This is a genomic window from Erwinia oleae (assembly GCF_000770305.1).
Taxonomy (GTDB): Bacteria; Pseudomonadota; Gammaproteobacteria; order Enterobacterales; family Enterobacteriaceae; genus Erwinia; species Erwinia oleae.
Window position 1 is genome coordinate 77,734 of sequence record NZ_JNVB01000014.1, and the last position, 26,619, is coordinate 104,352.

General features: G+C 56.8%; 26 protein-coding genes. 14 read left to right on the forward strand and 12 right to left on the reverse strand.

Annotation, left to right across the window (positions count from 1 at the left end; all coding sequences use genetic code 11):
* Positions 1-22: 22 nt before the first annotated feature.
* Together GS12_RS06650 and GS12_RS06655 are read right to left on the reverse strand one after the other, a co-directional pair.
* On the reverse strand, positions 23-1,855 hold the full coding sequence (locus GS12_RS06650; RefSeq protein ID WP_034945117.1) for an ABC transporter ATP-binding protein: 1,833 nt from the start codon (positions 1,853-1,855) through the stop codon (positions 23-25).
* A gap of 61 nt (positions 1,856-1,916) precedes the next feature.
* The gene (locus GS12_RS06655; protein WP_034945120.1) at positions 1,917-2,672 is read right to left on the reverse strand and encodes a DeoR/GlpR family DNA-binding transcription regulator; all 756 of its coding nucleotides are present in this window, start codon (positions 2,670-2,672) and stop codon (positions 1,917-1,919) included.
* A gap of 190 nt (positions 2,673-2,862) precedes the next feature.
* Between GS12_RS06655 and GS12_RS06660 the strand changes: the two genes are divergently transcribed.
* The 6 genes from GS12_RS06660 to GS12_RS06685 all read left to right on the forward strand — a co-directional run bounded on the left by GS12_RS06660 (position 2,863) and on the right by GS12_RS06685 (position 9,007).
* On the forward strand, positions 2,863-3,888 hold the full coding sequence (locus tag GS12_RS06660) for an SIS domain-containing protein (RefSeq protein WP_034945123.1): 1,026 nt from the start codon (positions 2,863-2,865) through the stop codon (positions 3,886-3,888).
* Complete coding sequence (locus tag GS12_RS06665) at positions 3,885-4,817, forward strand: ROK family protein (protein ID WP_034945125.1); 933 nt, start codon at positions 3,885-3,887, stop codon at positions 4,815-4,817. Before GS12_RS06660 ends, GS12_RS06665 begins: the two co-directional genes overlap by 4 nt.
* A gap of 88 nt (positions 4,818-4,905) precedes the next feature.
* A complete protein-coding gene (locus GS12_RS06670) occupies positions 4,906-6,156 on the forward strand; it encodes an extracellular solute-binding protein (protein WP_034945127.1) in 1,251 nt (416 codons plus the stop codon).
* A gap of 9 nt (positions 6,157-6,165) precedes the next feature.
* Positions 6,166-7,074, forward strand: coding sequence for a carbohydrate ABC transporter permease (locus GS12_RS06675; RefSeq protein ID WP_034945129.1), 909 nt, complete (start codon positions 6,166-6,168; stop codon positions 7,072-7,074).
* Entirely contained in the window at positions 7,064-7,903 is an 840-nt protein-coding gene (locus GS12_RS06680; RefSeq protein WP_034945131.1) for a carbohydrate ABC transporter permease, read from the forward strand. The genes GS12_RS06675 and GS12_RS06680 overlap by 11 nt, the downstream gene beginning before the upstream one ends.
* 30 nt (positions 7,904-7,933) lie before the next feature.
* Positions 7,934-9,007 carry an ABC transporter ATP-binding protein gene (locus GS12_RS06685; RefSeq protein WP_034945134.1) on the forward strand — a complete coding sequence of 358 codons (1,074 nt, stop codon included), beginning with the start codon at positions 7,934-7,936 and terminating at the stop codon, positions 9,005-9,007.
* Positions 9,008-9,023: 16 nt separating this feature from the next.
* Here the strand turns inward: GS12_RS06685 and GS12_RS06690 are convergent, their stop codons facing one another.
* The 4 genes from GS12_RS06690 to GS12_RS06705 form a co-directional block, all read right to left on the reverse strand.
* Complete coding sequence (locus GS12_RS06690) at positions 9,024-10,100, reverse strand: dipeptidase (RefSeq protein WP_034945137.1); 1,077 nt, start codon at positions 10,098-10,100, stop codon at positions 9,024-9,026.
* A 42-nt stretch (positions 10,101-10,142) separates the two neighbouring features.
* Positions 10,143-10,523, reverse strand: a complete 381-nt coding sequence (locus GS12_RS06695) for a RidA family protein (RefSeq protein ID WP_034945140.1) — start codon at positions 10,521-10,523, stop codon at positions 10,143-10,145.
* Positions 10,524-10,562: 39 nt separating this feature from the next.
* A complete protein-coding gene (locus GS12_RS06700; RefSeq protein WP_052118372.1) occupies positions 10,563-11,189 on the reverse strand; it encodes a pyridoxamine 5'-phosphate oxidase family protein in 627 nt (208 codons plus the stop codon).
* 206 nt (positions 11,190-11,395) lie between these two features.
* Complete coding sequence (locus tag GS12_RS06705; protein ID WP_034945143.1) at positions 11,396-12,505, reverse strand: oxidoreductase; 1,110 nt, start codon at positions 12,503-12,505, stop codon at positions 11,396-11,398.
* Between the two features lie 203 nt (positions 12,506-12,708).
* Here GS12_RS06705 and GS12_RS06710 point away from each other — a divergent pair, with 203 nt between their 5' ends.
* From GS12_RS06710 to GS12_RS06720, 3 genes are all read left to right on the forward strand, one after another.
* Positions 12,709-13,773 (forward strand): sugar ABC transporter substrate-binding protein, encoded by a 1,065-nt coding sequence (locus GS12_RS06710; RefSeq protein ID WP_034945146.1) that lies wholly within the window; start codon positions 12,709-12,711, stop codon positions 13,771-13,773.
* Positions 13,774-13,781: 8 nt separating this feature from the next.
* Positions 13,782-15,023, forward strand: coding sequence for an LVIVD repeat-containing protein (locus GS12_RS06715; protein ID WP_034945248.1), 1,242 nt, complete (start codon positions 13,782-13,784; stop codon positions 15,021-15,023).
* 147 nt (positions 15,024-15,170) lie between these two features.
* Positions 15,171-15,407: a hypothetical protein gene (locus GS12_RS06720; RefSeq protein WP_034945149.1), complete on the forward strand. Its 237-nt coding sequence runs from the start codon at positions 15,171-15,173 to the stop codon at positions 15,405-15,407.
* Here GS12_RS06720 and GS12_RS06725 read toward each other — a convergent pair.
* Together GS12_RS06725 and GS12_RS24595 are read right to left on the reverse strand one after the other, a co-directional pair.
* Positions 15,404-16,357: an alpha/beta fold hydrolase gene (locus GS12_RS06725; protein WP_072016848.1), complete on the reverse strand. Its 954-nt coding sequence runs from the start codon at positions 16,355-16,357 to the stop codon at positions 15,404-15,406. The two genes, GS12_RS06720 and GS12_RS06725, sit on opposite strands and share 4 nt — an antisense overlap.
* A gap of 476 nt (positions 16,358-16,833) precedes the next feature.
* On the reverse strand, positions 16,834-16,980 hold the full coding sequence (locus GS12_RS24595; RefSeq protein ID WP_160279908.1) for a hypothetical protein: 147 nt from the start codon (positions 16,978-16,980) through the stop codon (positions 16,834-16,836).
* 225 nt (positions 16,981-17,205) lie between these two features.
* On the opposite strand from GS12_RS24595, the gene GS12_RS06730 reads away from it, so the two are divergent.
* The 3 genes from GS12_RS06730 to GS12_RS06740 all read left to right on the forward strand — a co-directional run bounded on the left by GS12_RS06730 (position 17,206) and on the right by GS12_RS06740 (position 20,425).
* Complete coding sequence (locus tag GS12_RS06730; protein WP_034945154.1) at positions 17,206-18,801, forward strand: MFS transporter; 1,596 nt, start codon at positions 17,206-17,208, stop codon at positions 18,799-18,801.
* A gap of 24 nt (positions 18,802-18,825) precedes the next feature.
* Positions 18,826-19,965 (forward strand): beta-galactosidase BglB, encoded by a 1,140-nt coding sequence (gene bglB, locus GS12_RS06735; protein ID WP_034945156.1) that lies wholly within the window; start codon positions 18,826-18,828, stop codon positions 19,963-19,965.
* Between the two features lie 115 nt (positions 19,966-20,080).
* Complete coding sequence (locus GS12_RS06740; RefSeq protein ID WP_034945158.1) at positions 20,081-20,425, forward strand: hypothetical protein; 345 nt, start codon at positions 20,081-20,083, stop codon at positions 20,423-20,425.
* A 130-nt stretch (positions 20,426-20,555) separates the two neighbouring features.
* On the opposite strand, the gene azuC is transcribed toward GS12_RS06740, so the two are convergent.
* Both azuC and mntP read right to left on the reverse strand, forming a co-directional pair.
* Positions 20,556-20,636 (reverse strand): stress response protein AzuC, encoded by an 81-nt coding sequence (azuC, locus tag GS12_RS25275; protein WP_152601371.1) that lies wholly within the window; start codon positions 20,634-20,636, stop codon positions 20,556-20,558.
* An 87-nt stretch (positions 20,637-20,723) separates the two neighbouring features.
* On the reverse strand, positions 20,724-21,296 hold the full coding sequence (gene mntP / locus GS12_RS06745) for a manganese efflux pump MntP (protein ID WP_034917896.1): 573 nt from the start codon (positions 21,294-21,296) through the stop codon (positions 20,724-20,726).
* Between the two features lie 374 nt (positions 21,297-21,670).
* On the opposite strand from mntP, the gene GS12_RS06750 reads away from it, so the two are divergent.
* Both GS12_RS06750 and GS12_RS06755 read left to right on the forward strand, forming a co-directional pair.
* Entirely contained in the window at positions 21,671-21,916 is a 246-nt protein-coding gene (locus GS12_RS06750; protein WP_034917898.1) for a DUF1158 family protein, read from the forward strand.
* Positions 21,917-22,205: 289 nt separating this feature from the next.
* On the forward strand, positions 22,206-23,534 hold the full coding sequence (locus GS12_RS06755; protein WP_034917901.1) for an MFS transporter: 1,329 nt from the start codon (positions 22,206-22,208) through the stop codon (positions 23,532-23,534).
* Positions 23,535-23,600: 66 nt separating this feature from the next.
* On the opposite strand, the gene GS12_RS06760 is transcribed toward GS12_RS06755, so the two are convergent.
* Both GS12_RS06760 and pdeH read right to left on the reverse strand, forming a co-directional pair.
* The gene (locus GS12_RS06760) at positions 23,601-25,667 is read right to left on the reverse strand and encodes an AsmA family protein (RefSeq protein WP_034945160.1); all 2,067 of its coding nucleotides are present in this window, start codon (positions 25,665-25,667) and stop codon (positions 23,601-23,603) included.
* 61 nt (positions 25,668-25,728) lie between these two features.
* Positions 25,729-26,502, reverse strand: coding sequence for a cyclic-guanylate-specific phosphodiesterase (pdeH, locus tag GS12_RS06765; RefSeq protein ID WP_034945162.1), 774 nt, complete (start codon positions 26,500-26,502; stop codon positions 25,729-25,731).
* Positions 26,503-26,619: the final 117 nt, after the last annotated feature.

Genomic DNA, 26,619 nt, shown 5'->3' on the forward strand with positions numbered 1-26,619 from the left:
GCCCCTTAGTGGGGCCGTGATCTCAGTGCTCACCAACAAATCCACCGGTCTGATGCCGCCACAGGCGCGCATAAAGACCGTTCTTCTCCAGCAGCTCAGCGTGGCTGCCCATCTCGGCAATACGTCCTTTATCCAGCACCACCAGCCTGTCCATTTTGGCAATCGTCGACAGGCGATGCGCGATAGCAATCACGGTTTTGCCGCCCATCAGCGTTTCCAGGCTCTCCTGAATCGCCGCTTCCACCTCTGAGTCCAGCGCCGAAGTCGCCTCATCCATGATCAGGATCGGCGCATCCTTCAGCAGCACGCGAGCGATAGCGATTCGCTGACGCTGGCCGCCAGAAAGCTTCACGCCGCGCTCACCGACGTGCGCATCCAACCCGTAACGGCCCTCAGGATCGGAGAGCAGCGGGATAAATTCGTCGGCTCTGGCACGATGGATCGCCTGCTGCAACTCCGCCTCCGTGGCGTTCGGCCGACCGTAGAGCAGGTTATCGCGGATTGAGCGGTGCAGCAGCGACGTGTCCTGGGTGATCATACCAATCTGCGCGCGCAGGCTCTCCTGACTGATGTGCGAGATGTCCTGCCCGTCAATCATGATACGACCGCCGTCGAGGTCATAAAGGCGCAGCAGCAGGTTAACCAGCGTTGATTTCCCGGCGCCGGACGGGCCAATCAGACCGATTTTTTCACCCGGCCGGATGGTGAGCTGCAAATTATCGATCACCCTGCGCTCTTTTCCGTAATTGAAGTTCACCGCGTCGTAGTGGATTTCACCGCTGTGCACCTTCAGCGCTTTTGCCTGCGGCTGATCGTTCACGCTGACCGGCTGCGCGATGGTTTGCAGACCGTCCTGCACCATGCCGATATTTTCAAAGATGCCGTTCACCACCCACATGATCCAGCCGGACATATTAACAATACGGATCACCAGCCCGGTCGCCAGCGCAATGGCGCCGACGCTGATCAACGACTGCGACCAGAGCCACAGCGCAAGGCCGGTGGTGCCGACAATCAGCAGGCCGTTAAGCGTGGTGACCGCCACGTCCATGTTGGTCACCATCCTGCCCTGCTGGCGGGTTTTCTCGGTCTGATCGACGATGGCTTCGCGGGCGTACTGCCGTTCCAGATCGCTGTGAGCGAACAGCTTGAGGGTGGTGATATTGGTATAGCCATCGACGATGGTGCCCATCAGCCGTGAGCGCGCGTCAGAAGAGGCAACCGAGCGCGCCTTCACGCGCGGCACAAAATACTTCATGCAGAGAACGTAACCCACAATCCATATCAGCAGCGGGATCATCAGCCGCCAGTCGGCCTCGGCAAACAGTATCAGCGCCGTCAGCGCGTAAATCAGCACGTGCCAGAGCGCATCCACCGCCTGCACCGCCGAATCGCGCAGCGCGTTGCCGGTTTGCATAATGCGTTGCGCAATGCGCCCGGCAAAATCGTTCTGAAAGAAACTCAGACTCTGGCGCAGCACATAGTTATGATTCTGCCAGCGGATCATACTGGTCATGGAAGGGTTAATGGTTTGATGCACCAGCAAATCGTGCAGACCGATAAATACCGGCCGCAGCACCAGCGCCACCACCGCCATCCAGATCAGCGTTCCGGCGTGATCGCGGAAAAAAGTGGCGGCGGGCGTGCTGTTCACCATATCGATCAGCGTACTGAGGTAGCGAAACAGCGCCACCTCGATCAGCGCGCCCACCAGCCCGACCACCAGCAGCATGGCAAAGCTCTGCCACACCTGGCGCAGATAGTAGACGTAAAAAGCCCAGACGCTGCCGGGCGGTACGTTGCCAGGCGCGTCCTGAAAAACATCGATCAGTCGTTCGAAACGGCGGTACAGCATGAGTAAGGCTCACTTTTACAGCTAAAATATGATCTTAGCGCATTTATGACCCCCCGGTGCGTTACACCACCACTAACCGCGCGCCGTATTTCGCTCGCTGCTTAATGGTTGGGGCCTCTTCGGTAATGATGGTATCGATCTCCTCCAGCGAGCAGACGTGCGCCAGCGCGCGATAGCCAATTTTACTGCTGTCGGCCAGTACGACGGTTTTTTCCGCTGCCCGGATCATCGCCTGCTTCACCGGGATTTCTACCGTGTTGATATTGGTGAGGCCGTTCTCAAAATGCACCCCTTCCGCGCCCAGAAAGGCCCAGTCAACGTGCATACTGTTGATTTTATCCACCGTTTCCTGGCCAACCAGCGTGTAAACCTGATTTAACATCAGCCCACCCGCCACATGTACCGTGATGCCCGCATGGTTGCCCAGCGCAATCGCGGTGTAGACGTCGTTGGTGACCACGGTCAGATTCTTCTTGTCCTTCAGCGCCACCGCCAGTTCCCAGACGCTGGAGCCATTATCCAGAATCAGCGTTTGCCCATCCTGAACCAGGCTGGCGGCATAGCGCGCAATGGTTTTTTTTGCAGCGGCGTTCATCTGTAAACGCACGTTATAGGGCGTATCAGAGCCGTTACTGCCGGCAACCGGCAGGAGACCGCCGTGCGTGCGCATAATTTTGCCGGACTTCTCCAGCAGAGAGAGATCGCGGCGGATGGTTGAGCTGTCCACGCCGAAAATCTCTGACAGCCCGGCGGCGTTCAGATAGCCCTTCTCAGACATCATTTCAATAATTCGCGCTCTGCGCTGTGCCGCCGTCATCGTTTCCCCATGAATAATAAATGCACGGTTTAATGCAGTTCAGTGAAGGTTAAACACAATATTATCATCAAAAAAGTGCTGAATCGCGCACAAAAATAAGAAAATTGCATGATAAAGCGTATTGACTGCACGCTTTCGTGCATATAGGTTTAACGCAATAGCAACATTTACAGGCACAGGAAACAGACGAATGACGGGCAACCTCAACAGTGCGTATGAAAGCGAATTAGGGCAGCAGGTCGACGCGCTCACCGCGCAGCTCAGCTATGTTTTGCCGTCGGCGCTCTCTGCGATCTCGCTCGGACGCTACGATCGGATCGTACTGGCAGGTATGGGATCGTCTGATTATGCGTTGATCCCCATCGAGCGCGAGCTGATTGAACGCGGTCTGCCGGTATGGCGCATCGATGCGGGCCGCCTGCTGGATATGCCGCAGCTGATTACGCCAAAAACGCTGCTGTGGATGACCTCGCAATCCGGTATGAGCGGTGAAGTGGTGGCGGTGCTCAATACGCTGCCTGCCCCGCAAACCCTGATTGCCGTCACCAACGATCCACACAGTCTGCTGGCGCAGCGTGCCGACGTGCTGATCGAGCTGAAAAGCGGCGAGGAAGCCACCGTCAGCGCTAAAAGCTATCTGAACACGCTGGTCGCCAGTTACCGAACGCTCTATGCGCTGACCGGGCGCGACGACGCGCCGCTGTTGCAGGAGGTAAGCGCGGTTCTGCCGGAGGTGGCGCGCATCGTGGCGCACCGTGCACCGGTACAGGCCCTTACCGACCGTCTCTTCCGCCATACTAACCCCCGGCTGGCGCTGATCGGCCAGGGCGCGGATGCGGCGACGGCGCTGACCGGCGCGCTGATTGTGAAAGAAGCCTCGAAGGTCAGTGCGGAAGGTTTTATCGGCGGCGAATTTCGCCATGGGCCGATGGAAACGTCCGGTGCCGGCATGCTGGCGCTGCTGTTTGGCGAAGGAAACGAAGCCACGCTGCATACGCTGGCGGACGATCTGCTCGGTAACGGCACCGAAGTAATAAGCGTAGGCCCGAAAGCATTCGCAGGCAGCGAGCAGTTGGTCACGCCGGGTAAAACGTCGCTGGCGCGGCTGCTCTGCACGATGCTGTGGGTACAGCATTTTACCGTCACGCTGGCACGCGCCAATGACAAAGTGCCGGGCGAATTCCTCTACGGTAACAAGATCACGGTAAAAATATGAAAAAAACGCTTCCTTTGCGGGCAGGCATAGATATGGGCGGTACGGGCACCCGCATCGTTTTGCTGGACGGCGCGCGGGAAGTTGCTTCTGATACGGTGCCGACTGCCTGGTTCAGCACGCTGTCGCAACCGCTGCGCGCCAGGGCCCTGGTGAATAAATTAGGCGATCTTCTGCCTGCCGGGTACGCGCTGGCGAGCCTGGGCATCGGCGCCAGCGGCCCGGTCAATAACCAAACCGGCATCATTGAAAACAGCGATACGCTGGCCTGCTTCTCGTTTTTTCCGCTGGTGGCGCAGCTTCGGGACATGCTCGCGGTGCCGGTTGCGATCGACAACGACGCGGTCGTGGCGGCGCTGGGTGAATATCACCTCGGTGCGGGGCGCGGCAGCCAGCGCATGCTGATGGTGACGCTGGGCACCGGCATTGGCGTGGCGCTGTTAGACAAGGGCGAACCGCTACGCGGCAGCGACGGTAAACACCCGGAAGCCGGTCACATTGCGATTTCCGGCGATCCGATAAGCTGCTACTGCGGCCTGACCGGCTGCTGGGAAATGCTGGCTTCGCGCGGTGCGCTTCAGCAGGCGCTGGCGCGGGAGCTGCCCGACCTGCAATGGAACGCCGACACGGCCGCCATGCTGGTGGAGAGCGCCATCGCCCGGCCACGCGTGGCGGAGATCCTGACCCGCTATGGCGAAAGCGTCGGTCGCGGGCTCACCACGCTACTGACGTTATACGGGCCGGATCTTACCGTACTGAGCGGCAGCGCCGCCGCCCTGCTTCCGCTGTTTAAAAATGGTCTGGACGCGGCGCTGACCCGCGCGTCAGGCTACGCGGTGAACAGCAATATTACGCAATCTTCTCTGGGCGACGCGGCGGGCGCGCTTGGAGCGGCGATACTGCCAACGCTTAGGGAAACCCGTCAGCTGTAAATAAACACGAGCCGGATCACGGCCTGTTCTTTCTCAGATCGTCACCACTTGTCTGTTGCTTCTCACGTCACGCTACCGGAGAGTTTTTATGATGAGTCGATTTTCTTCCCACCCTGGCCGCTGTTTACTCCTTCTGCTGGCGCTCGGCGCTGCCGGAACGGCCTCAGCAAAAACGCAAATCAACGCACTGTTTATGTCCCAGGCCGCCTACAGCGAAAGCGATGTGCGCGCCATGACCAGCGATTTCGAAAAGGCGAATCCTGACGTCAGCGTGAATCTTGAATTCGTACCCTATGAAGCGTTACATGACAAAATCGTGGCGGCGCGCGGCGCAGGCAGCAACGGCTACGACGTGGTGCTGTTTGATGACATGTGGCCCGCTGAATTCGGCAAGTTCAACATGCTGAAAGATGTGTCCGGCCAGATAACGGCGGAGGAAAAAGCGCAGGTCTTTGACGGCGCATGGAGCACCGTGACCTGGAACGACAAGCAGTGGGGCATGCCGTGGATACTCGATACTAAATACCTTTATTACAACAAGGCGATGCTGGAAAAAGCGGGCATTAAAGCGCCGCCCACCACCTGGCAGCAGGTGATGGAGCAGTCGAAAATCCTGAAGGATAAAGGCATCGTCAAGTATCCGCTGGTCTGGAGCTGGTCGCAGGCGGAGGCGCTGGTCTGTGACTACACCACGCTGGTGTCGGCGTGGGGCGGCCAGTTTTATAAAGACGGCAAGCTGAACTTCAGCGATCCGGCGTCGGTCAGCGCGGTCACCTACATGAAAACGTCGCTGGATCAGGGCGTCAGTAACCCGAATTCGCGCGAGTATCTGGAAGAGGACGTGCGAAAAGTCTTCTCCAACGGCGATGCGGCGTTCGCCCTGAACTGGACCTACATGTACAACATGGCGAACGATGCGAAGCAGAGCAAAATCGCCGGTCAGGTTGGTGTCGTGCCTGCGCCATCAGAAAAACCGGGCGCGGTGGCGGCGATGAATGGCTCAATGGGCCTGGGCGTGACCCATGCCAGCAGCCATCCCGATCAGGCCTGGCAATATGTGCGCTATCTTACGTCGCAGCCGGTACAGAATAAATATGCCCGCCTGAGCCTGCCGATCTGGAAATCGTCCTACGACGATCCCGCCGTGCAGAAAGGCCAGGAGTCGCTGATCGCTGCGGCGAAACCTGCTCTTAACGTGATGCTGATGCGCCCGATTACCGCCGACTACTCGCGCCTCTCCAACACGCTTCAACAGCAGCTCCAGCAGGTCTTGCAGGGGCAGCAAACGCCGGAATCCGCGATGCAGGCCGTCACCAAAAGCGCTAAGCGTCTTCACTGAGGAATGACCATGCTCACTTTGCAAAAGCGTGAGCGGCGCCAGGCATGGGGGCTGCTGGCTCCTATGCTGATCGTCATGGGGCTGCTGACCGCCTGGCCACTGCTGCGCACCATCTGGCTCAGTTTTACCGACGCCGCGCTGATTGGTTCCGGCGACAATATTCACTACGTCGGCATTGAGAACTATCTCTATGCCCTCAGCGATCCCGATTTTCTTGATGCGCTGTGGCGCACGCTCTACTTCACCGTGCTGTCCGTGGCGCTGGAGGGCGCCATCGGCGTGCTGGTGGCGCTGCTGCTTAACCAGAAATTTTACGGTCGCAGCGTGCTGCGCGTGCTGGTTATCCTGCCGTGGGCGCTGCCGACGATTGTTAATGCCATGATGTGGCGACTGAATTTCAACCCCGACTACGGCAGCATCAACGCGCTGCTGAGCCAGTTGGGCATCATCGACGGCTACCGCAGCTGGCTCGGCTCGCCCGATTCGGCGCTGAATGCGGTAATGCTGGCCGACGTGTGGAAAAATTACTCGCTGGTGACGCTGCTGGTGCTGGCGGCGCTTCAGTCGGTGCCGGACGACCTGTACGAGGCCGCGCGGCTCGATGGCGCCTCCGCCTTTCGCCGCTTCAGGGCGATCACCTTTCCGGCCATCGTCGGCGCGCTGAGCGTGGCGCTGATCCTGCGCACCATCGACGCCTTTAAAATTTTCGACATCATCTACGTCATGACGCGCGGCGGCCCGGTGGACAGCACCAAAACGCTGAGCTTCTTTGTGTATCAGGAGTCGTTCAGCTACCTGCGCGCCGGAAGCGGCGCGGCCTACGCCATTCTGATGACGCTGCTGTGTAGCGTACTGATTGCACTTTATATGGCGCTGCTCTACCGCCAGCGCCAACGGGGAGTCGCCAGTGAAACGTAACATTCGCGCTGCGCTGCGCTATCTGGCCGCGCTGCTGGTGGCGGCAACCATTATCGGGCCAATGCTGTGGCTGTTTCTGATGAGCGTCAGTTCCAACAGCGATTTAACCCGCGTACCGCTTGAATGGCTGCCGCGCACATGGGATTTCAGCCGCTATGCCCGGCTGGTTTCTCTCGAACCCGGACAGCCCGGCGAGCTGTTTCTGCACGCGCTCGGCAACAGTCTGCTGGTCGCCAGCGGCGCGACGCTTATTTCCCTGCTGCTGGCGGTGCCCGCTGCATTCAGCTTCTCGCGCTATGCCGGACGTGAAGGCTGGCTGTTCGGTAGCCTGGCGATTTATATGGTGCCGCCGGTGGCGTTTGTGCTGCCGCTCTATTTTGTGCTGCAACAGCTTGGCCTGCTGAATACGCGTATCGGCCTGGTGCTGGTGTACTGTTCGCTGATCCTGCCTTTTCTCACCTGGATGCTGAAAAACCAGTTCGACACGCTGCCGCGCGATATTGAGCAGGCCGCGCGTCTGGACGGACTGCGCTTCTGGCAGGTGCTGCTGCGCATTACGCTGCCGCTGGCAAAGCCCATGCTCGGCGCGTCCGCGCTGTTTGGCTGGCTGTTGGCCTGGGATGAATTTTTCTACGCGCTGCTGTTTACCAGCAATATCAGCGCGCAGACGCTGCCGGTGACCATCGCCGGTTTTACCGCGGGCCGCGCTACCGATGACGGGTTGATTGCCGCTGTCGGTATTCTGGCGTCGATTCCACCGCTTTTTATTGCCATCTGGCTGCAAAAAAGCCTGGTCAGCGGCCTGGCAAGCGGCGGGAGCAAAGGCTAGTTAACAGACGTGACGGGGAAGAACTGAACTATGGCTCGTGTTGAACTGGTTGGCGTGGCGAAGCGCTACGGTAAGCAAACGGTCCTGCAACCGCTGGATCTGACCATTCCCGACGGCAGCTTTACCGTGCTGGTTGGCCCATCCGGCTGCGGGAAATCCACGCTGCTGCGCCTGCTGGCCGGGCTGGATACGCTCTCCGATGGCGCTATCCTGCTGGACGACAGGCAGATTAACGATCTCGATCCGGCGGATCGCGATATTGCGATGGTGTTTCAGAGCTACGCGCTCTACCCGCACCTTACCGTCGCGGAAAATCTTGCTTTTCATATGAAGGTTCGCCGCGTGAAGCGTGAGGAGCGGCAGAGTAAAATCGCGCGGGTGTCGGAGATCCTCGGCATCAGCAAGTTGCTGAATCGCTATCCGCGCGCGCTTTCCGGCGGCCAGCGGCAGCGCGTGGCAATGGGCCGGGCGATGGTGCGCAACCCGCAGGTTTTCCTGTTTGATGAACCGTTGTCGAACCTCGACGCCCAGCTCCGGATGGAGCTACGGGCGGAGATCAAGGCGCTGCATCAGCGCTTTGGCACCACGATGGTGTATGTCACGCACGATCAGGTGGAAGCCATGACGCTGGCGGACAGGATTGTGGTGATGCGCGATGGCGTGATCGTACAACAGGGCGCGCCGCTGGAGATCTACGACAGGCCCGTTAACACCTTCGTGGCGCGCTTTATCGGCTCGCCGCCGATGAACCTGCTAACGGGCGCGTTTGAAGCTCGTGACGGCCAGCCCGGCGTCAATTGTAATGGCCTGTGGTTCGCCCTGCCCGACCGCTGGCGCAACGCAGTGCGGGAGGGCGCGGTGACGGTGGGCCTTCGCGCGCAGGATTTTGCCCTGTCGGCAGCAGCGGGTCAGCCGCAGGCAACGGTGCAACTGCTGGAAGTGACCGGCGAATCAAGCCTGCTGCACGTTGACTGGCAAGGCTTCGTGCTGCACGTTCAGTTTGCCGGACGCATCGACGTGCAGCCGGGGCAGCGCATTCCGCTGTCGATTAACGCAGAGAAGCTGCACCTGTTTGACGCGCAAAGCGGCGAACGGCTGGGTTAAACCACGCGGCGAGACGCTATTCGCCCCAGGTTTCTTCCAGCACGCGAAGCCAGTTCCCGTAGCAGATTTTCTCCAGCAGCGGCCGCTGGTAGCCGCGCGCGGCCAGTGCATCAACCAGCAGCGGCAACCCGGCGACATCCTTCATATCCGGCGGCAGCGTGGTGCCGTCGAAATCTGAACCGAAGCCCACGCACTCTTCGCCCACCTTATCCAGCAGGTATTCAACGTGGCGCACGATGTCCTGCACGCTGCTGTCGCCGCCGTAGGTGCCGTCATCACGCAGGAATGCGGTGCCGAAATTGACGCCCACAAAGCCGCGCGTTTCCCTGATGGCGGTAAGCTGGCGATCCGTCAGGTTACGCGACTGCGGGCAGAGCGCGTGCGCATTGGAGTGGCTGGCGACCAGCGGCGCATGGCCGATCTCCGCCGTCTGCCAGAAGCCTTTTTCATCCATATGCGACAGGTCAATCATGATGCGTTTGTCGTTACAGGCGCGGATCAGCCGCAGCCCGGCCTCCGTCAGGCCGTTGCCGATATCTGGCGTTGAGGGAAAGCGGAACGGCACGCCGTCGCCAAAGATATTCGGACGGCTCCAGAGCGGCCCCAGCGTGCGCAGACCTGCGGCATACAGCACATCCAGCAGCTCCAGGTCAGCATCCAGCGCCTCGGCGCCTTCGATGTGCATCACCATCGCTACGGCGTTGTCCTGCATAGCACGGCGGATATCCGCCGCCGACCGACACAGGCGCGCGGCGCCCTGAGACGCCTGCTCTATGCGCAGCAGCGTGGCGATCATCGCCAGGGTGATATCCAGCGCCTCCTGCCTTGAGGGCGTGGTGGTTTCGAATGCCTCGTAGGTTGGCATGGCTTTGGTCATCATCTCTCTGGACGCCAGCCCCATTGACGGCACCCAAACCGCAAACAGTCCGCCTGCAAAGCCGCCCTGGCGCATACGTGGCAGATCCATCTGGCCTGCCGCAGGCCCGTGAAGAAAGGCGTTAACCGGCTCATCGGCATGAGATAACCATAAACGCATCAGCAGGTCGTTGTGTCCGTCAAAAACAGGAATGGCGGCAGAAGAAGGTACATGCATAATGCTTTGGCTCCGGGCGGTTTTGAGAAAAGAACGCTTATCTTATGCGGTGGCGAAAACAGCTTCTATTTCAATATGCAGATCGGGAGAAAAAAGCCCGTTCACCTGAACCAGCGAACTGGCGGGCAGGTTCTGGCCAAAATGGCTGAACAGGACTTCCCTGAGCGCCGTCAGCTCATTGAGCGAAGTGACAAATATGGTCACCTTGATCAAGGCATCAAAGGTGATATTTTCAACCGCTGTGATCTGCTTAAGCTGATAAAATATGGCTTCCGCCTGCGCGGCGATGCCTTCTCGTTGTGCAGGCGTGCCGAAGGCAGTCAGCCCTGAGACATAAAGCGTATCGTTATGCTTTACGGCATGCACGTAGGGCGCTTTAACTTCACCCAGTTGTGGATAATTAATGCGTTGTAATTTTTTCATTATTAGCGGCTCCTTGTCGCTGAGTGCGTGAATGGCGCGTCAGTACAGCGTATCTCTCAGCCTTCCTGGCAGCGCTTTGTCATAAGCTTCGCCGTCGATTTCAGCGTTTGAAATTGCCTTCAGAATACTACCGGTACTGGGAAGCCGATCGCGGTTCAGTTGCGTTGCCGGATCCCAAAGTCGCGAGCGAATGACCGCCCGGCTGCACTGAAAAAAAACGCTGCTGATATGAATACGCAGCACGGTTTTCGGTCGATTTCCTTCCATCGCAAAACGTTCCAGCAGGTCGGGATCGATACTGATCTCAGCCGTACCGTTCACCCGCAGCGTTTCACCGATGCCGGGGATCAGAAACAGCAGCGCCACGCGTGGATCGCGAAGAATATTCTTCATGCTATCGATGCGATTGTTGCCGCGCCTGTCGGGAAGCAGCAGCGTTTGCTCGTTTTCAATATGAATAAAGCCCGCCGGATCGCCTCGGGGTGAGACATCCAGCCCTGTGTCGCCCGCCGTGGCCAGTACGGCAAACGGCGACGCTTCAATAAAAGGGCGGTAGGCCGGATGAAGAAACGACGTTACCTTTGTTTCCGATGCCTTAGCCACCGCGCCATACAGTGCCGCCAACTGTTCTGGCTGCGTTACACGAAAATCATCGCCCTTTTGCATAGATCTGATGCACCTTATCATCGCTCTGTTTTTAACGACACAGACAGAAACTATAGACAGGATCGCGTCAGCCAGCATCAAGAGGATGCGCCTGTTCTTCGGTCACGGAACCGGCCATACGCAAGAGAGGATTCTCCTTACAAGCTGAAGGATCCTCAGCCTGTAGGGTCGACACTCAGGTTGACATGGCAACATTACGCATCGTATCAATGGTGTCCGGATGGCGTTTCCTGCCCCAGCCCTTCAACCTTCTCCAGCGCCGCCCGCAGCGTGGCAGGCGTCAGCGTGACGGGCAAATAATGGATTGATTCCACAGGGCGCAACGTGTGTTTAATGATGCGATCCACGTGATCATGCTGCTGAATGTCGATCGCCAGTTGTGCCAGCGTGGTGGGAAGACCAAAGCGTTTATACGCTTCGATCAGCTGTGCGGTGACGTCATCCTGTCCCAGTAGTGCGCTCTGCACCAAAATGCCATACGCCACTTTAGTGCCGTGCAGGAACTGCGCCGTTTGCGGCAGAACGGTTAAGCCATTATGCACTGCATGCGCCGCTGCAATGCGCGTATAGCGCTCACCCAATCCGCCGACCATACCCCCTCCCGCGACAATGGCATCCACCACATCGCGAAAGGCGAGAGTTAATTGCTGCCCACGCTGGTCGGCCAGTGCTGACTCGCTTTTTTCTAACAGCACATCACGCAAGGTTTTCGCTATATCCAACCCAAGACGGACCGTAAGCGGTAACGCTGCTGGCTCGGTTGCCAGCACCACCGCTTCATACCATTTCGCCAGGGTATCGCCGATGCCCGCCAGTAAATAACGCGAAGGGGCTTGCAGGATGATTTGCGGCTCAAGCAGCAATAAATGGTTGGCTTGTGGGAATATCTCAAAGTTGAGCGCCTCGCCCGCATCGTTATACCAGACCGACAACGGTGTCCAGGCCGCGCAGGTCGCCGCGATGGTAGGAAGGGTGACCACCGGTAGTCCCAGCCTGTGTGCCAGCGCTTTCGCGGTATCGAGTACCGTGCCGCCACCCACACCAATCACCACCTGGCGATCCTCTCCCGCCTCCTGCACCAGTGTTGCCACCGCGGACTCACTGCAATGCCCACTGAAAACAGAGAGCTTCGCGCCCGGCAGAACCAGCCAGGGATCCAACCACGGCTGTGCTGCGGCCAGTGCCTGCTGTCCCGTTACCCAAAACGCCTTACGCAATTGGGCCTCGCTGTAATACTCCGTTAAACGGGCTATAGCACCGGGATGGGAATAATAATTGGCCGGGCCGGGTACAACCTGAATATGGTGCTCACTCATGAGATTTCCCCCGTAAAAATAATGCGCTATGGTCTGCCGCCCGCACCGGCAAAGCTAATGATTTATCTGGCTTAACTTATGCCTTTTCCTTAATTGCCAAACCGTAACAGAGGATAAAAAATCCGCTCAGATCGCCCGCTTACCACAACCACAACCTGGCGAGTCGCAATCTGCCACGCACTCGCCTTTTTTCGGGGAAAAAAATGAAAAAATGGGCTTTATCCCTGGTGACATTGGCTCTGCTCAGTACCACCGCAGCGGCCGCAGAGACCTTACCGCCCTTGCCCGCTAAACTGGCGGCTCATCAGGGCCCGATCCGTATTGCGGTGATCCGTAACCTGGGCTCTGACGATAATACCACCCAGTTTGTTGCCGGCGCTCTTCAACAAGGTAAGCAGTTGGGTTTTAACGTCAGTACCTTTCTCAGTCAGGGTGACGATGCGCGCTTCCAGGACTTCGTAAACCAGGCAATCAGTCAGAAATACGACGGCATTATTCTGTCGCAGGGCCGTGCGCCCTACTCTGAAGATTTAGTGAAACGCATCCACGACAGCGGTATTGCCGTATCGGTATTTGATACCGCCGTGAATAACGTACCGGAAGGCGTCACGGTTACCCAGCAGGACGATGCCTCGCTGGTACAGGAATCGCTGAAGCCGCTGATCAAGGATTTCAACGGTAAAGCTAACATCGTCAGGCTGTGGGTGGCGGGCTTCCCGCCAATGGAACGCCGTCAGGCCGAGTGGCAGCAGATTGCCAAAGCCAATCCGGGCATTCATGAACTGGAGTCCATTGGTGCGGTGTCGGCGGATGTACAGGGCGATACCGCTAACAAGATTGGAGCGATTCTGGCGAAATATCCAAAAGGCAAAATCGACGCGATTTGGGGCACCTGGGATGCGTTCAGCCAGGGTGCGTATAAAGCATTACAGGAGAATGGCCGGACCGAGGTTAAGCTCTACAGCATTGATATCTCAAATCAGGATTTACAACTGATGCGTGAGAAAAACAGCCCATGGAAGGTCAGCGTTGCGGTCGATCCTAAGCTGATTGGTGCCGTGAACATGCGTCTGCTGGCCTGTAAAATTGCCGGTGAACCGACGCCTTCCCACTATGAATTTAAAGGCGCGGTGATCACTCAGGAATTGGTCAATGGTCAACCGGGTGTCGCGAACGTGGCTGGATTGCACAAAGTAATCCCAGGCTGGGGCCAGAGCAGCGATTTCGTTGCCCCGTGGTTTGCCACCCTTGCCGCGAAAGCTAAGTGAGGCCGTTCGTGACACAGCTTCCCACTCCCGAATACAGCCGCAATATGCGGCTGATTGGTCATAGCGATCAGGGCGGCCGTCCTGATGGCGTACAGGTCATGGTACATCGCCAGTTTGCCTATGTTGGCCATATGGTATCGCAAGGATTTAGCGTAATTGACGTGCGCAATCCGCGTCAGCCAAAAACCGTTAATTATGTTGCCGCCCCGCCCGGCACCTGGAATGTGCATCTACAGGCCCACGACGACCTGCTGCTGGTGATTAACGCGCGCGATCTGTTTGCCGATGTGCGTTTTGCTGATGAAAAGGTTTACTACACGCGCTCAGTCGGCCACGCCACCGCCGATATTCAGGAAAAGAGCTGGCAATCCGGGCTGCGGATTTTTGATATTTCATCGCCTGCGCAGCCGCGCGAAATCGCTTTTCTGCATCTCGACGGTATTGGCATTCATCGTATCTGGTATGTCGGTGGGCGCTGGGCCTATGTTTCTGCATTAATCGACGGCTTCAGTGATTACATTCTGCTGACGATCGATCTGGCCGACCCGCGCCAGCCTAACGTGGTGGGACGCTGGTGGCTACCGGGCATGCATACGGCAGGCGGTGAGATAGCGGATTGGGAGCAAAACAAACGCTACGCGCTGCATCATGCGATTATCAGTGGCGATACGGCATACGGTTGCTGGCGCGATGGCGGCTTAACCTTGCTTGATGTTAGCGATCGGGCGGCTCCACAGTTAATCAGCCATCGTAACTGGAGCCCACCGTTTGGCGGCGGCACCCATACTGCCCTGCCTTTACCCGCACGCGATCTTCTGGTGGTACTGGATGAAGCCGTGCTGGACGAACAACAGGACGGTGAGAAATTAATCTGGCTGTTTGATATTCGTGAACCCGCCAACCCGATCAGCATTGCCACCTTCCCCCAGCCGAATGAACGTGATTACGTCGCGAAGGGAGGACATTTTGGTCCCCATAACCTGCATGAGAACCGTCCCGGCAGCTTTGTCAGCGATACGCTGATTTTTGCCACCTACCAGAATGCCGGTGTGCGTGCCTATAACATCTCGAATCCCTATCAGCCGAAAGAAACCGGCGCGCTGGTGCCCGCTGCGCCTGCACGGATGATGGATACGCGCCCGGATCGTCCGCAGGTAATTCAAAGCTGTGATGTGTTTGTTGATGCCGGGGGCATTATTTACAGCACCGATTACAACGGTGGGCTGTCGATCATTGAATATCTCGGATAGCGCCCCTTAATTCAACAAACCGGTGTGCGGGATCTCACAGCAAAGCGCCGCGTGCAGTTCACGATGTCGGGTGGGAATGCCGTGGCTATGCTCAGGAAGCAGGATAGTTAGCTACACTGAACTGAATCTACGCAGCCGGAGAAAGCCATGAAACGCTATAGCCTCTTTACCGTGATATGCCTCGCACTTTCCGGCCAGGCATGCGCGCAGCTTCCGCCGAAACCGGCCAGCGCGATGTTCACGCCCGTCGCCTCACAGTGCAATCTCACCCAGTGCCAGCAGAATTGCTATCTGCAAAAGAGCCAGTGCGACCGCAATGACGACAGCGGCTGTAGCACGCAGATGCAGAGCTGTACCCAGGCCTGCACCGCGCAGTGCCGTTAGGGTGAGCCCAGATTATCCAGCAGCGTCTGGTTGAACTTCTCCGGCGCTTCCATCTGCGGAGCGTGACCCATGCCGGCGAATTCAATCAGGATGGCATGGGGGATGAGCTTCGCCGCCTGCTTGCCGAGTTGCTCATAATTTCCCACCTTCGCTTTCACCTCTGGCGGCGCGATGTCGCTGCCAATAGCCGTGGTGTCGGCGGTGCCGATCATCAGCGTGGTGGGCACGGTAAGATCGTTAAACTCATAGTAAACCGGCTGGGTAAAAATCATGTCGTAGATTAATGCCGAGTTCCAGGCCACCGCTTTTTTGCCCGACCCGTTATTCAACCCGGCCAGCATGGTGACCCAGCGATCATACTCCGGCTTCCATTTGCCGGTGTAATAGGTGTTCAGCTCATATTTTTTGATGCTGGCAGCGCTGGTTTTCAGTTCACGCTGATACCACTCATCCACGCTGCGCCACGGCACGCCTTTGGCCTTCCAGTCCTCCAGCCCGATGGGATTGACCATCACCAGCTTCTCCACCGCCTGCGGATACATCAGCGCATAGCGGGTTGCCAGCATGCCGCCGGTCGAGTGGCCGATGAGCGTCACCCTGTCTGCCTTCAGGCTGCTTAAAAGCCGATGCGTGTTTTGCGCCAGCTGCTGGAAACTGTACTGATAGTGTGCCGGTTTGCTGGCGGTGCAAAAACCGATTTGGTCCGGCGCAATCACCCGATAACCTGCGCGGCTCAGCGCGTTAATCGACGTCTCCCAGGTGATGCCGCAGAAGTTTTTACCGTGCATCAGCACTACCGTGCGCCCGTTTGCCTTGCCCTGCGGTTTCATATCGATGTAACCCATCGTCAGCGGCTGGCCCTGAGAAGTGAAGGTGTATTTCTGGACGGGTAAGGTGAAGTTAAACCCCTGAAGCTCAGGGCCATAAGCGGGCCCGGCGGCGGTCGCCATTGCGCTCACCAGCACGCCAGTCGCTAACAGACAGTGAGGGAATGCTTTCACGCGTTCTGTTCTCCATCAGATCAAAAAACATTTGAATGTTATTAACCATAGTGGATAAAACAGCGTGGGGGCAGATACCTTCTCGTAACAAGGGAAGCAAAATGACATTTGCTTTAACAAAAATGGCGATCCTTTTTTGCAGTTTTCCGCATTGCGATTACATTTAGTGCGTCAGCCGCTCCCATTGAGGAAATTTCTATGCTCAACAATACAAACTGGTTAATTTCCCTTCTCTGGCAGCGCCTCTATACCGTGCTGGAACCCCGGGCCTCTGAACGTTCAAGTTTTTATATGCAGGCATGAATCGATAACGAGGTGCCGCACGGCATCTCCTGTTTATACCGCGTTACCTGTTGGTAAAGTCAGTTACCATCCTGCCTGTGATTTCACCTTCCTGCATTGCGCTGAAAATCGCAGTAATGACCTCAAAAGGTGACGCCAGAACCAACCTCTTTAACCATCCCGACGCCTTCATGACCGAAGTTGAGCCGGGCTTCGCCCTGTGCCAATGCACGCGATGTCTTATCAACGATGTCGACCGTATGAGTGTGGCTGACTACCGTCGCTTTCATAAGCTCTTACTCCTTTCAAACGTATTGGCATAGCGGCTGCCAAGATCCCGACAACTAAAATGAAACGCAGTTTTATAAAATTAGTGAAGTACGCCGGGCGTCTCTTTATCTTTTTGCCATTTTTGCCGCCGGGCCGGCAAAAATACGAAGGTCTTTACCTGTTCCTCGCTCTACGTTAATCCCATCCTCCGACGTCATGCCGGACCCACAGGTTGGATTATCAGGATGAAGACGATGACAATACGCAAACCCGGAACGCTCAATTATCTGGCTTATGGATCGGGCGATTTTCTCGGCGCGGGCACCATGGCGCTGACGTCGGCCTGGCTGTTATATTTTTACACTACCTTCTGCGGCCTCAGCCCGATTGAGGCGACATCCATCTTTGCACTCGCCCGCGTCGTTGATGCGGTGGCCAGCCCGCTGATGGGTTATCTGACGGACAACTTCGGCGCCACCCGCCTCGGCAAGCGCTTTGGACGACGCAAATTCTTTATCCTTACCGGCATCCCCCTGGTATTCACCTACAGCCTGATGTGGATAAGCGACATGAGCTACGTCTGGTATCTGCTGACCTATCTGCTGTTTGAGGTGGTCTATACCTCGATCCTCGTGCCCTACGAGACGCTGGTGCCGGAGATGACCGATGACTTCAGGCAGAAAACGAAGTTTTCCGGCGCACGCATCGCGCTGGCGCAGCTCTCAGCCATTCTTGCCGCTTTCCTGCCCGGCGTGCTGCTGAGCTGGTTCGGGAAAGATAATCCGCTCTCCTTTTTTTACGCCAGCCTCGTTTTCTCGATGATCTGCGCGATGGTGCTGACGCTGGTCTGGTTCTTCACCTGGGAGCGTCCTGTTGAGAAGAAATCTGCAACAGCGCTGAAGGCGGAAACACAGAAGCTGACGCTGCGACAGAGCCTGACGCGCCTAAAAATTGAGCTGACGTCCACCCTGCGCGTACGCATCTTTCGCCAGCATATCGGCATGTACCTCGGGGGATATATTGCGCAGGATGTCTTTAACGCGGTATTCACCTATTACGTGGTATTTGTGCTGATGCAGAGCGCGACCCTTGCGTCGAACCTGATGGGCGCAATGGCTATCATGCAGTTTATCGCCGTTATCGGCATGATCCCGCTCTGTATACGCTTCGGCCCGGCTCCCTCATACCGCATCGTCGTGGTGCTGTTTGGTCTGAGCGCGTTGTCTTACGGGTTGCTCTGGTTTGCCGGACTGAATGACGTTTTCTCGCTGCTGCTGCTGATCTCTGCGGTGGCCGGATTGGGACGTGGCGGCATCAACTATGTGCCGTGGAACATCTACACCTACATCTCTGACGTCGATGAAGTGATTACCGGGCAGCGCCGCGAAGGCATTTTCGCCGGGATCATGACGCTGACCCGCAAGGCGTCCCAGGCCGGCGCGGTGATGCTGGTGGGGATCATGATGCAGCTCTCCGGTTTTGTGGCGGGCAGCGGCACCCAGAGCGAAACGGTCAGCCATACCATTCTCGCTATTCTCTGCGTCGGCACGCTGATGGTGCTCTCCGCAGGCTTTTTCATCTCACTGCGCTTCAGGCTCAATCTCGCCACGCACCAGATCCTGCGTGAAGAGACGGAAAAGATGCGGGCGGCGGGCGGTGTGGTGCCGGAAGCGGTTTCACCGCAGGCGCGGGCAACGGTCGAGATGCTGGCTGGCCTGCCGTATGAATCGCTGTGGGGCAATAACAATATTGGTTATCTGAACCGGCATAAACCTGCCGCAATGCCGCTGCGTCGCACCGCCGCGTCGGCGGAGAGTTCCTCAACCACCCTGACGTCTTAATTCGCCCTATATAAGGAGAGTGCGATGTTAATTTATCCCGTAAAACACAGCCCGCTGCTGCGCCAGCCTGCGCGCTTTATCAGCCAACGCGAACTGCATCAGCAGATCAACAAGCTGGTCGATAACCTGATTAATATTCACGACGACACCGGTGAATTTCTGCTGCGGCTGGATGACGGCAGAGTCATTGATACAAAAGGCTGGGCAGGCTGGGAGTGGACACACGGCATCGGTCTGTACGGCATTCATAAATATTACCGGCTGACGGGCGATGACCGGCTGCGCGCCATCATTGACGACTGGTTCGCCGATCGCTTTGCGGAAGGCGCCACCACGCGCAACGTGAACACCGTTTGCCCTTTCCTGACGCTGGCGTATCGCTATGAAGAAACGCGCGATCCGCGCTGGCTGCCGTGGCTGGAGAGCTGGGCGGAATGGGTGATGTACGAGATGCCCAGAACGTCCTGTGGCGGTCTGCAACACATTACGCTGGCCGAAGAAAATCATCAGCAGCTGTGGGACGACACGCTGATGATGACCGTGTTGCCGCTGGCAAAAATTGGCAAATTGCTCAATCGCCCGGCCTGTATTGAAGAAGCCTGTTATCAGTTTCAGGTACACGCGCAGTACCTGATGGATAAGCAAACCGGCCTGTGGTTTCACGGCTGGACGTTTGACGGGCACCACAATTTCGCCGGAGCACGCTGGGCGCGGGGAAACAGCTGGCTGACGCTGTTCATTCCTGAGTTTCTTGAGCTGCTGGACTTGCCGGAAAATAACGCCCTGCGACGCACCATGCAGCAGATTCTTGCCAACCAGCTTGCGGCGCTGGAGCAGTGTCAGGATGAGAGCGGATTGTGGCACACATTGCTGGATGACAGCAGCACCTATCTTGAGGCGTCGGCGACCGCCGGTTTCGCCTTCGGCATGCTGAAAGCGGCACGCAAACGGTACGTCGACAGACGCTACGTGGCGGTCGCCGAGAAGGCGCTGAAGGGGCTTCTCAAGAGAATCAATGCAGAGGGCGAACTGACTCAGGTCTCCTTCGGCACGGCCATGGGCAAAGACCTTGATTACTATCGCCAAATCCCGCTGACCTCAATGCCTTACGGACAGGCGATGGCAATTTTGTGCCTGGTGGAATATCTGCATCTCTATTTATGATCGTCTGTCTTTTTCAAGCCGCTTTGCAACAATCCTCTATTGTTGGTAGCTTTTATGAAAAACAACGCCGTTTTCAGAACGGATAACGCTGCCATTACTCAATAAGGTGTTGAAAATGAAAAAGGTACTGATGCTTCTTACCGCTCTGGCTGTCGCAGGCACCGCGCAGGCTGAGGATCAGGTTGAAGACGGTTCACAAACCTACGTGGCAAATCTTTGCACCGTAGCCTTACAGGAAAAAGCGCCAACCACGGCAGATGAATACATCGCGCAGATGAAAAATCTCACCGCGCGCAGTCAGTCTTCTTCCTCCATAGAGAAACCAGAGTTTGATGAAGACGAGGCAAGGACCGTGGTGGCCGCCTGGATGAATCTGAGCGCTGAAGAGAAGAAAAAAGCCAGTCAGAGCGAGCAGGCTTGCCAGGACGCTACCTTGCAGGAGTATCAGAGTCAGGATTGATATCCGCTGTGCAATAAGATGCGCGTTTGTTAATGAAATCAGGAGATTGCGCAAGGCGCGCAGAAAAAGCCGGCGGGAAAAACGATAACCGCCGGTCTTTCCATGACCGTGGCTATCGAGGGTAATACTGTCAGGACATTGCGCCTGGCGGTACGTGCTTGAATGTTTCGACATAGCTACGAAACATGCTGCGGAGTAAATTTTTCATCATGGCCTTCTAAACTTTTTTAGTAAGAATCAAAAAAAGTATATAAGAAGGCGGTTTTTTACGCAAATAAATTTGAAGTTGATCACAAAATCAGGCAAAAAGCTCCAAATGCTCGATCAGAATGCTGCTACCAATACCAATCAGTACCACGCCGCCGAAAATTTCTGCCCACTTGCCCATCATCGGGCCCAGGTAACGGCCAAGAAGGATACCCAACGAGGCCATGACCATCGTTGATGCGCCAATGGCCATTGCGGTGGTGACGATATTGACCTGAAGAAAAGCCAGGCCCACGCCCACTGCCATCGCGTCGAGGCTGGTTGCGACGGCGGTACAGGCCAGCAGCCAGAAGCTGTGACGCTGCGGCGCTTCCTCGCATACGGCGTCGTCCTTGCGCACGCCTTCGATAATCATTCGTGCGCCAAGAACAAACAGCAGCGTGAATGCAACCCAGTGATCCCACGCCATAACGTAGCGGCTGGCGGCGATGCCTACCGCCCAGCCAACCAGCGGCGTCAGCGCTTCAATGGTACCGAAAATCAGCCCGGTGCGAAGGGCTTCTTTAATGCCTGGTCGGTGCAGGCTTGCGCCTTTACCAATTGCTGCGGCAAAAGCATCCATCGACATACCAAAAGCTAAAATGAGCGTTGCGTATAGATTCATTGTGGTTATTACCGGCCCTGAGCCTGAAAACGGGCCAAAGCGCTTTAAAGAACAGTTCCCGATGGAAAAATAACCGCGGGAGGGGCGAAACGAAACGCATCCTATCATGTGCGTTTCCAAAAAAAAAGACAGTAAAATCATGGATTTGAGTATAGCCTCGGCTATACTTTTTAACAACGGCTAACTCTGCGTATAAAGTAAACGCAAAAAGCCTAAAAGAATTACACTGTTAACGCTATTGACCGGGAAGTCAGTGCGGATTAATTAAGCGAAGTGGCTGAGGTAATAATTGCCGAATGGCGCGTAAAAACGCCAACGATTGAACCCGTCGCCCGATTACCTCAAAATAGCCGTTGATGAACAGGATACCGCCAATGAAAAATCCGTTTTTAACCTTTTTGATGCCAATGAGCACCCTGCTGCTTGGCTTTCTCTCTGCGCTGCTGCTGCCCGCGCCCTGGTTTGGCCTGAGCCTCACGCATAAAATGGTCACTTTCTTCCACCTCAGCGACGTGGTGCAGCTCTATACGCTGGTGCTCTGCCTGTGGTTTTTGATAGTGGGCGCCGTTGAATATTTTCTGATCCGCTTTATCTGGCTGCGCTTTTTCAGCGTCAAATAGCCGTCGCTGGTACGGCGCCGAAATTCAGTTAAAAATCTGGCGATCCGGGTAAAAGTTAACCACAAAGCAGCATTTACCGCTGAGGCATCACTTTTTATCAGGTGTTTTTCAGTGGTTAACGCTAAAAACGGTCAGTTTACCCCTGCCATTCGCCAGGAAATATCCGCATACACAGATAATCCTCTTTTCCGTGCCTCTCCCCGGCGGCGCGCCCGTTTTTCAGCATTGAATGCAGCCTGAGCACTGCGTAAGATTCTTGTTTACATTTTTTTAATAAGAAATAACTATTATGCAAGCTTCCATCGCTCCAGGCCTGGATCAGGAAAATGATCCCACCCCGGTGAATTCGCGCAGCAAGGTGGTGATCGCCTCGCTGGTCGGCACCGCTATCGAATTCTTCGATTTCTACATTTATGCCACCGCAGCGGTCATCGTTTTTCCGCACATTTTCTTCCCGCAGGGCGATGCCACGGTCGCCACGCTACAGTCGCTGGCTACCTTCGCCATCGCTTTCGTCGCCCGCCCCATCGGCTCGGCGCTGTTCGGACACTTCGGCGATCGCGCCGGACGCAAGGTGACGCTGGTCGCCTCGCTGCTTACCATGGGCGTTTCTACGGTGCTGATTGGCCTGCTGCCCGGCTACGCCACCATCGGCGTATTTGCGCCGCTGCTGCTGGCGCTGGCGCGCTTCGGACAGGGGCTGGGTCTGGGCGGAGAATGGGGTGGCGCAGCGCTGCTGGCCACCGAGAATGCCCCGGCGAAGAAACGCGCGCTGTACGGCTCTTTCCCGCAGCTGGGCGCGCCCATTGGCTTTTTCTTCGCGAACGGCACCTTTCTGCTGCTCTCCTGGCTGCTCACTGACCAACAGTTTATGCAGTGGGGCTGGCGCGTACCGTTTATTCTCTCCGCCGTGCTGGTGCTGATTGGGCTTTACGTGCGCGTTTCGCTGCATGAGTCGCCGGTATTTGCGAAGGTGAAAAAAGAGAAGAAACAGGTGAAAGTGCCGATCGGCACGCTGCTGAGCCAGCACCTGAAGCCGACCATCATCGGCACATTCATTATGCTGGCGACCTATACGCTGTTCTATATTATGACCGTTTACTCCATGAGCTACGGCACCACGCCCGCGCCGAACGGCCTGGGCTTTGCGCGAAATACCATGCTGTGGATGCTGATGATGGCGGTGATCGGTTTCGGCATCATGGTGCCGATTGCCGGTCTGCTGGCCGATCGCTATGGCCGCCGCAAAACGATGATTGTGATTACGCTGATGATTATCGCCTTTGCGCTGATTTTCCCGTCGATGTTGGGATCGGGTAATCCGGTGTGGGTTATGGCGTTTCTGATCTGCGGCCTGAGCGTGATGGGCCTGACCTTTGGCCCGATGGGCGCTCTGCTGCCGGAACTGTTTCCCACCGAGGTGCGTTATACCGGCGCGTCGTTCTCCTATAACCTGTCGTCGATTCTGGGTGCCTCGGTTGCGCCTTATATCGCCACCTGGCTGGCACACACTTACGGCCTGTTCTCCGTTGGCCTCTATCTGGCGGCGATGGCCTGTCTGACGCTGTTTGCCCTGATTGCCAGCCGGGAAACCCGCAACGCTTCGCTGTACGACTGAGGTTATCGCGCGTATAAAAAAAGCCCGTTCTGACTAAGCCAGAGCGGGCTTTTTGTTTTCAACGGTTTACTTCTTGCCTTTCATTTCGCGAAGTACGTTAGTGCACTGGTTCTCTTCGTTATCGCTTGGTGAGATCAGCGCCAGCAACGCCGCCGCCGGTGCCACCACTGCGCCCAGCGCAACCGCTGCCGCGCCGCGCGCGATAAGCGGGCCGGCCTTAACGCCGGCGTCCGGATTCTTAAAGGTGCCGCGCACATAAAGCGGCGAGCGCAGGGTAACAATACGAATGCCCTTACTTTCCGGGTTGATGGAGAGATCCATGCGTTCGTTGGCGAAGTTGGTGGTACCGCTGATGTTGATTACCGCGTTCTCCGTATCAAAAACGAACAGCTTAGTGGAAGCGAGACCGTTATTGACGTTCAGATCCGCTGCGGCGCAGTTGATGCGTACCTGATCGTCGCCAAAGAGCTTGCCGACGACATAGTTACCCACGTTCAGCCCGACAATCTCCATCAGGCTGCGGCTGATGATGCCGTCATTCATCAGGATCTTCAGATCGCCGTTGCTGGTTGCCAGAATATCCGCTACGGAATTGCCGGTACCGGTCAGCTTCGCATCGCCGTTAAGCTGCCCCATACTGCTCTGCATCGCCTGCACGTCCGGCAGGATCTGCTTCAGTTTCAGGTTGCGCGCGTGCAGATCCGCGCGGGCGCGCATCGGCGAAAGGTTGCCTTCCATGTGAATGGTCGAGTTCAACGTACCGCCCGCCACGCCAAAGCGCAGTGGATCGAGCAGCAGGTCGCCGTTTTTCAGCACCAGGTGAGTATACAGATCGCTCAGCGGCAGCGAGTTGCTGTGTTCGATACGCTTGCCGCTGAATTTGACGTCGGCATCCATGACGTCCCAGCTTTTGGTATCGAATTTATCATGCGGCAGCACCCGATCCGACGGCTGGCTGGCGGCATCGCCGCGCTTCGCTTTTGCCTTCTCGGTTTTTTCACTGCCTTTACCGGAGTTCACGCCAATCAGCGGCCCCAGATCCGCCATACGTAGCTGACGCGACTCCAGTTCACCGGCAAGCTTAGGCCGCGGTTTGCCCTGGGTATACGTCATTGAACCGTGGATATCGCTGTCGCCGATGTGGCCGTTGAAATTTTTATAGTCAAACACCGGCCCGCCCTTCTCCTGGAAACGGGCGATCAGGCGACCGTCCGTTTCATAAGGCGGCGTATCGGGCAGCAACACGCCGGTCAACCCATACAGGTTAGCCAGCGTATCGCCGGAGAAACGCAGGCGAATGTCCAGCCCGCCAAGGTTAAGCGGATCCTGCAAACTGCCCGCCACCTGTACGCGTGTGGTGCCATTACGCAGGTCGGCCTGAAGCGGGAACGGATTGGTTTTGCTCCGCAGCGAAAGCATACCGCCGATTTTTCCGTCGCCGGTCAGCTGCTCGTTGTTATAGGTGCCGCTGGCTTTCCAGCCGAAAACGAAGTCCGAGGCGCCTTTCTTCGCCACGTCCTCTTTGCTGCCCGCCACCTGCTCGTAAGGAACCGGTTTGCCCAGCGGATTTACGGTCACCTTTACGTCCGCTTTATTGATGGCGTCACGGTAGGCAATTTGCCCCTGGTCAAACATGACGTTGTCCAGGCGGAAGGTCCAGGCGGAAGGCGGCTGATTAGGATCGGGGTTTTCGCTCCCTGCCAGGTTGAAGGTCCAGTTGTTTTTACGATCGATAGTCTGAATAAGTTTCGCATCCGGCTGCTTCAGCTTAATCCACGGAATGTAAACCTCTTTGCCCAGCAGCGCTAACGGTGCCAGCGTGGCGTCCACGCGTTCCAGATGCACCATTGAGACTTCCGGCACCTCCGGCGGGTTGCCAAGCATGATGTCTTCGGCATGCACGTGCGGCCACGGCACCCAGCTACGCCAGCCAGGCTCTTCGCGGTTACGCTCCCATGCGACACCCAGATCGCCCCGAATGGCAAAAGGACGGTTAAGTTCCGTCGAGACTTTCTGGTTGATGGTCGGCTTCAGACGGTTCCAGTCAAAGGTGGCGATGATGATGATAAGCACCACAACCAGCAACAAAAAAATCCCGACAATCCAACTAATTATTTTCCCCGTGCGTGACATACCTGATCTCCATAAACGCTTCGGTCTTCTGTAAAGATAGTCGACGGAAGCGTAAACGGCATCACAACAAACGCAACGGCAGCGAGGTAAACTCGTCAAAAAGTTTTGGACGCGCAAAAAAGTAGCCCTGAGCAGCGAAAGCCGGTGAATTTTGCACCTGTGTCCACTCGTCAATGGTTTCCACGCCTTCGACCACCACACCGTTGCAGTAACGACCGATCAGCGCCAGCAGCATATTGAACATGTTGCGGCCCTCATCGGTGTTGCGCAGCAGAATAAAAAGCTCACGCGCCAGCTTGATGTAGTCATATTTCAGTTCAGTCAGCGCCGAGAAGTTCGCCAGGCCAGCGCCGAAATCATCCAGCCACAGCGGCCCCAGCTCCGGCATCTTTTTCACGATTTCTTCCTGCGGCAGCATCTGGTGCTCCACCAGTTCGAAACGCAGCCACGGACTGCGCGCGATCAGGCGGCGAACAGCAGGATCGTGCTGGATCGCCAGCAGCGTCGGGCCGTCGATATTCACCGAGGCCACCAGTTGACCACTGCTCAACTTCTCTTCCCAACGCGCCAACAATTCAAGTTGCTCACGAATAATATGCAGCCGCTGAGAGATACCCAGTGCGGAAAAATAGATTTCCGGCGACAGCCTCTGGCCCGGTGCGGCAGGGTGAAACACCGCGGTGAGCAGTTCTATGGCCATCAAATTCCCCGTGACCCGGTAAATAGGTTGAAACATGTAGGTGCGCTGGCACTGCTGCCAAAACTGACGCATCTCACGCTGCTTCCTGCCAGTCGCTGAGGGGGAAAGTTGGTGGCTGATTTTTTTCAGCACCATGATGATACTCCTTTAGGATTGGGCCCGTGCTGACTGGGTTCCACGTCCATAAGATATCGGCCCGGCGCGGTATAACTTTATCGCGCCGGACGCCGACGGATTATCACCATCACGTTT

Coding starts and splice junctions, on each gene's coding strand:
- GS12_RS06725 (WP_072016848.1), bottom strand. CDS start 16,357: ATGGCGACCGCCGCCGGGCCCGCTTATGGCCCTGAGCTTCAGGGGTTT.
- GS12_RS24595 (WP_160279908.1), bottom strand. CDS start 16,980: ATGAAAGCGACGGTAGTCAGCCACACTCATACGGTCGACATCGTTGAT.
- GS12_RS06655 (WP_034945120.1), bottom strand. CDS start 2,672: ATGACGGCGGCACAGCGCAGAGCGCGAATTATTGAAATGATGTCTGAG.
- GS12_RS06720 (WP_034945149.1), top strand. CDS start 15,171: ATGAAACGCTATAGCCTCTTTACCGTGATATGCCTCGCACTTTCCGGC.
- GS12_RS06730 (WP_034945154.1), top strand. CDS start 17,206: ATGAAGACGATGACAATACGCAAACCCGGAACGCTCAATTATCTGGCT.
- bglB (WP_034945156.1), top strand. CDS start 18,826: ATGTTAATTTATCCCGTAAAACACAGCCCGCTGCTGCGCCAGCCTGCG.
- GS12_RS06750 (WP_034917898.1), top strand. CDS start 21,671: ATGAAAAATCCGTTTTTAACCTTTTTGATGCCAATGAGCACCCTGCTG.
- pdeH (WP_034945162.1), bottom strand. CDS start 26,502: ATGGTGCTGAAAAAAATCAGCCACCAACTTTCCCCCTCAGCGACTGGC.
- GS12_RS06675 (WP_034945129.1), top strand. CDS start 6,166: ATGCTCACTTTGCAAAAGCGTGAGCGGCGCCAGGCATGGGGGCTGCTG.
- GS12_RS06660 (WP_034945123.1), top strand. CDS start 2,863: ATGACGGGCAACCTCAACAGTGCGTATGAAAGCGAATTAGGGCAGCAG.
- GS12_RS06670 (WP_034945127.1), top strand. CDS start 4,906: ATGATGAGTCGATTTTCTTCCCACCCTGGCCGCTGTTTACTCCTTCTG.
- GS12_RS06690 (WP_034945137.1), bottom strand. CDS start 10,100: ATGCATGTACCTTCTTCTGCCGCCATTCCTGTTTTTGACGGACACAAC.
- GS12_RS06740 (WP_034945158.1), top strand. CDS start 20,081: ATGAAAAAGGTACTGATGCTTCTTACCGCTCTGGCTGTCGCAGGCACC.
- GS12_RS06755 (WP_034917901.1), top strand. CDS start 22,206: ATGCAAGCTTCCATCGCTCCAGGCCTGGATCAGGAAAATGATCCCACC.
- GS12_RS06685 (WP_034945134.1), top strand. CDS start 7,934: ATGGCTCGTGTTGAACTGGTTGGCGTGGCGAAGCGCTACGGTAAGCAA.
- GS12_RS06665 (WP_034945125.1), top strand. CDS start 3,885: ATGAAAAAAACGCTTCCTTTGCGGGCAGGCATAGATATGGGCGGTACG.
- GS12_RS06695 (WP_034945140.1), bottom strand. CDS start 10,523: ATGAAAAAATTACAACGCATTAATTATCCACAACTGGGTGAAGTTAAA.
- GS12_RS06760 (WP_034945160.1), bottom strand. CDS start 25,667: ATGTCACGCACGGGGAAAATAATTAGTTGGATTGTCGGGATTTTTTTG.
- GS12_RS06700 (WP_052118372.1), bottom strand. CDS start 11,189: ATGCAAAAGGGCGATGATTTTCGTGTAACGCAGCCAGAACAGTTGGCG.
- azuC (WP_152601371.1), bottom strand. CDS start 20,636: ATGATGAAAAATTTACTCCGCAGCATGTTTCGTAGCTATGTCGAAACA.
- mntP (WP_034917896.1), bottom strand. CDS start 21,296: ATGAATCTATACGCAACGCTCATTTTAGCTTTTGGTATGTCGATGGAT.
- GS12_RS06710 (WP_034945146.1), top strand. CDS start 12,709: ATGAAAAAATGGGCTTTATCCCTGGTGACATTGGCTCTGCTCAGTACC.
- GS12_RS06705 (WP_034945143.1), bottom strand. CDS start 12,505: ATGAGTGAGCACCATATTCAGGTTGTACCCGGCCCGGCCAATTATTAT.
- GS12_RS06650 (WP_034945117.1), bottom strand. CDS start 1,855: ATGCTGTACCGCCGTTTCGAACGACTGATCGATGTTTTTCAGGACGCG.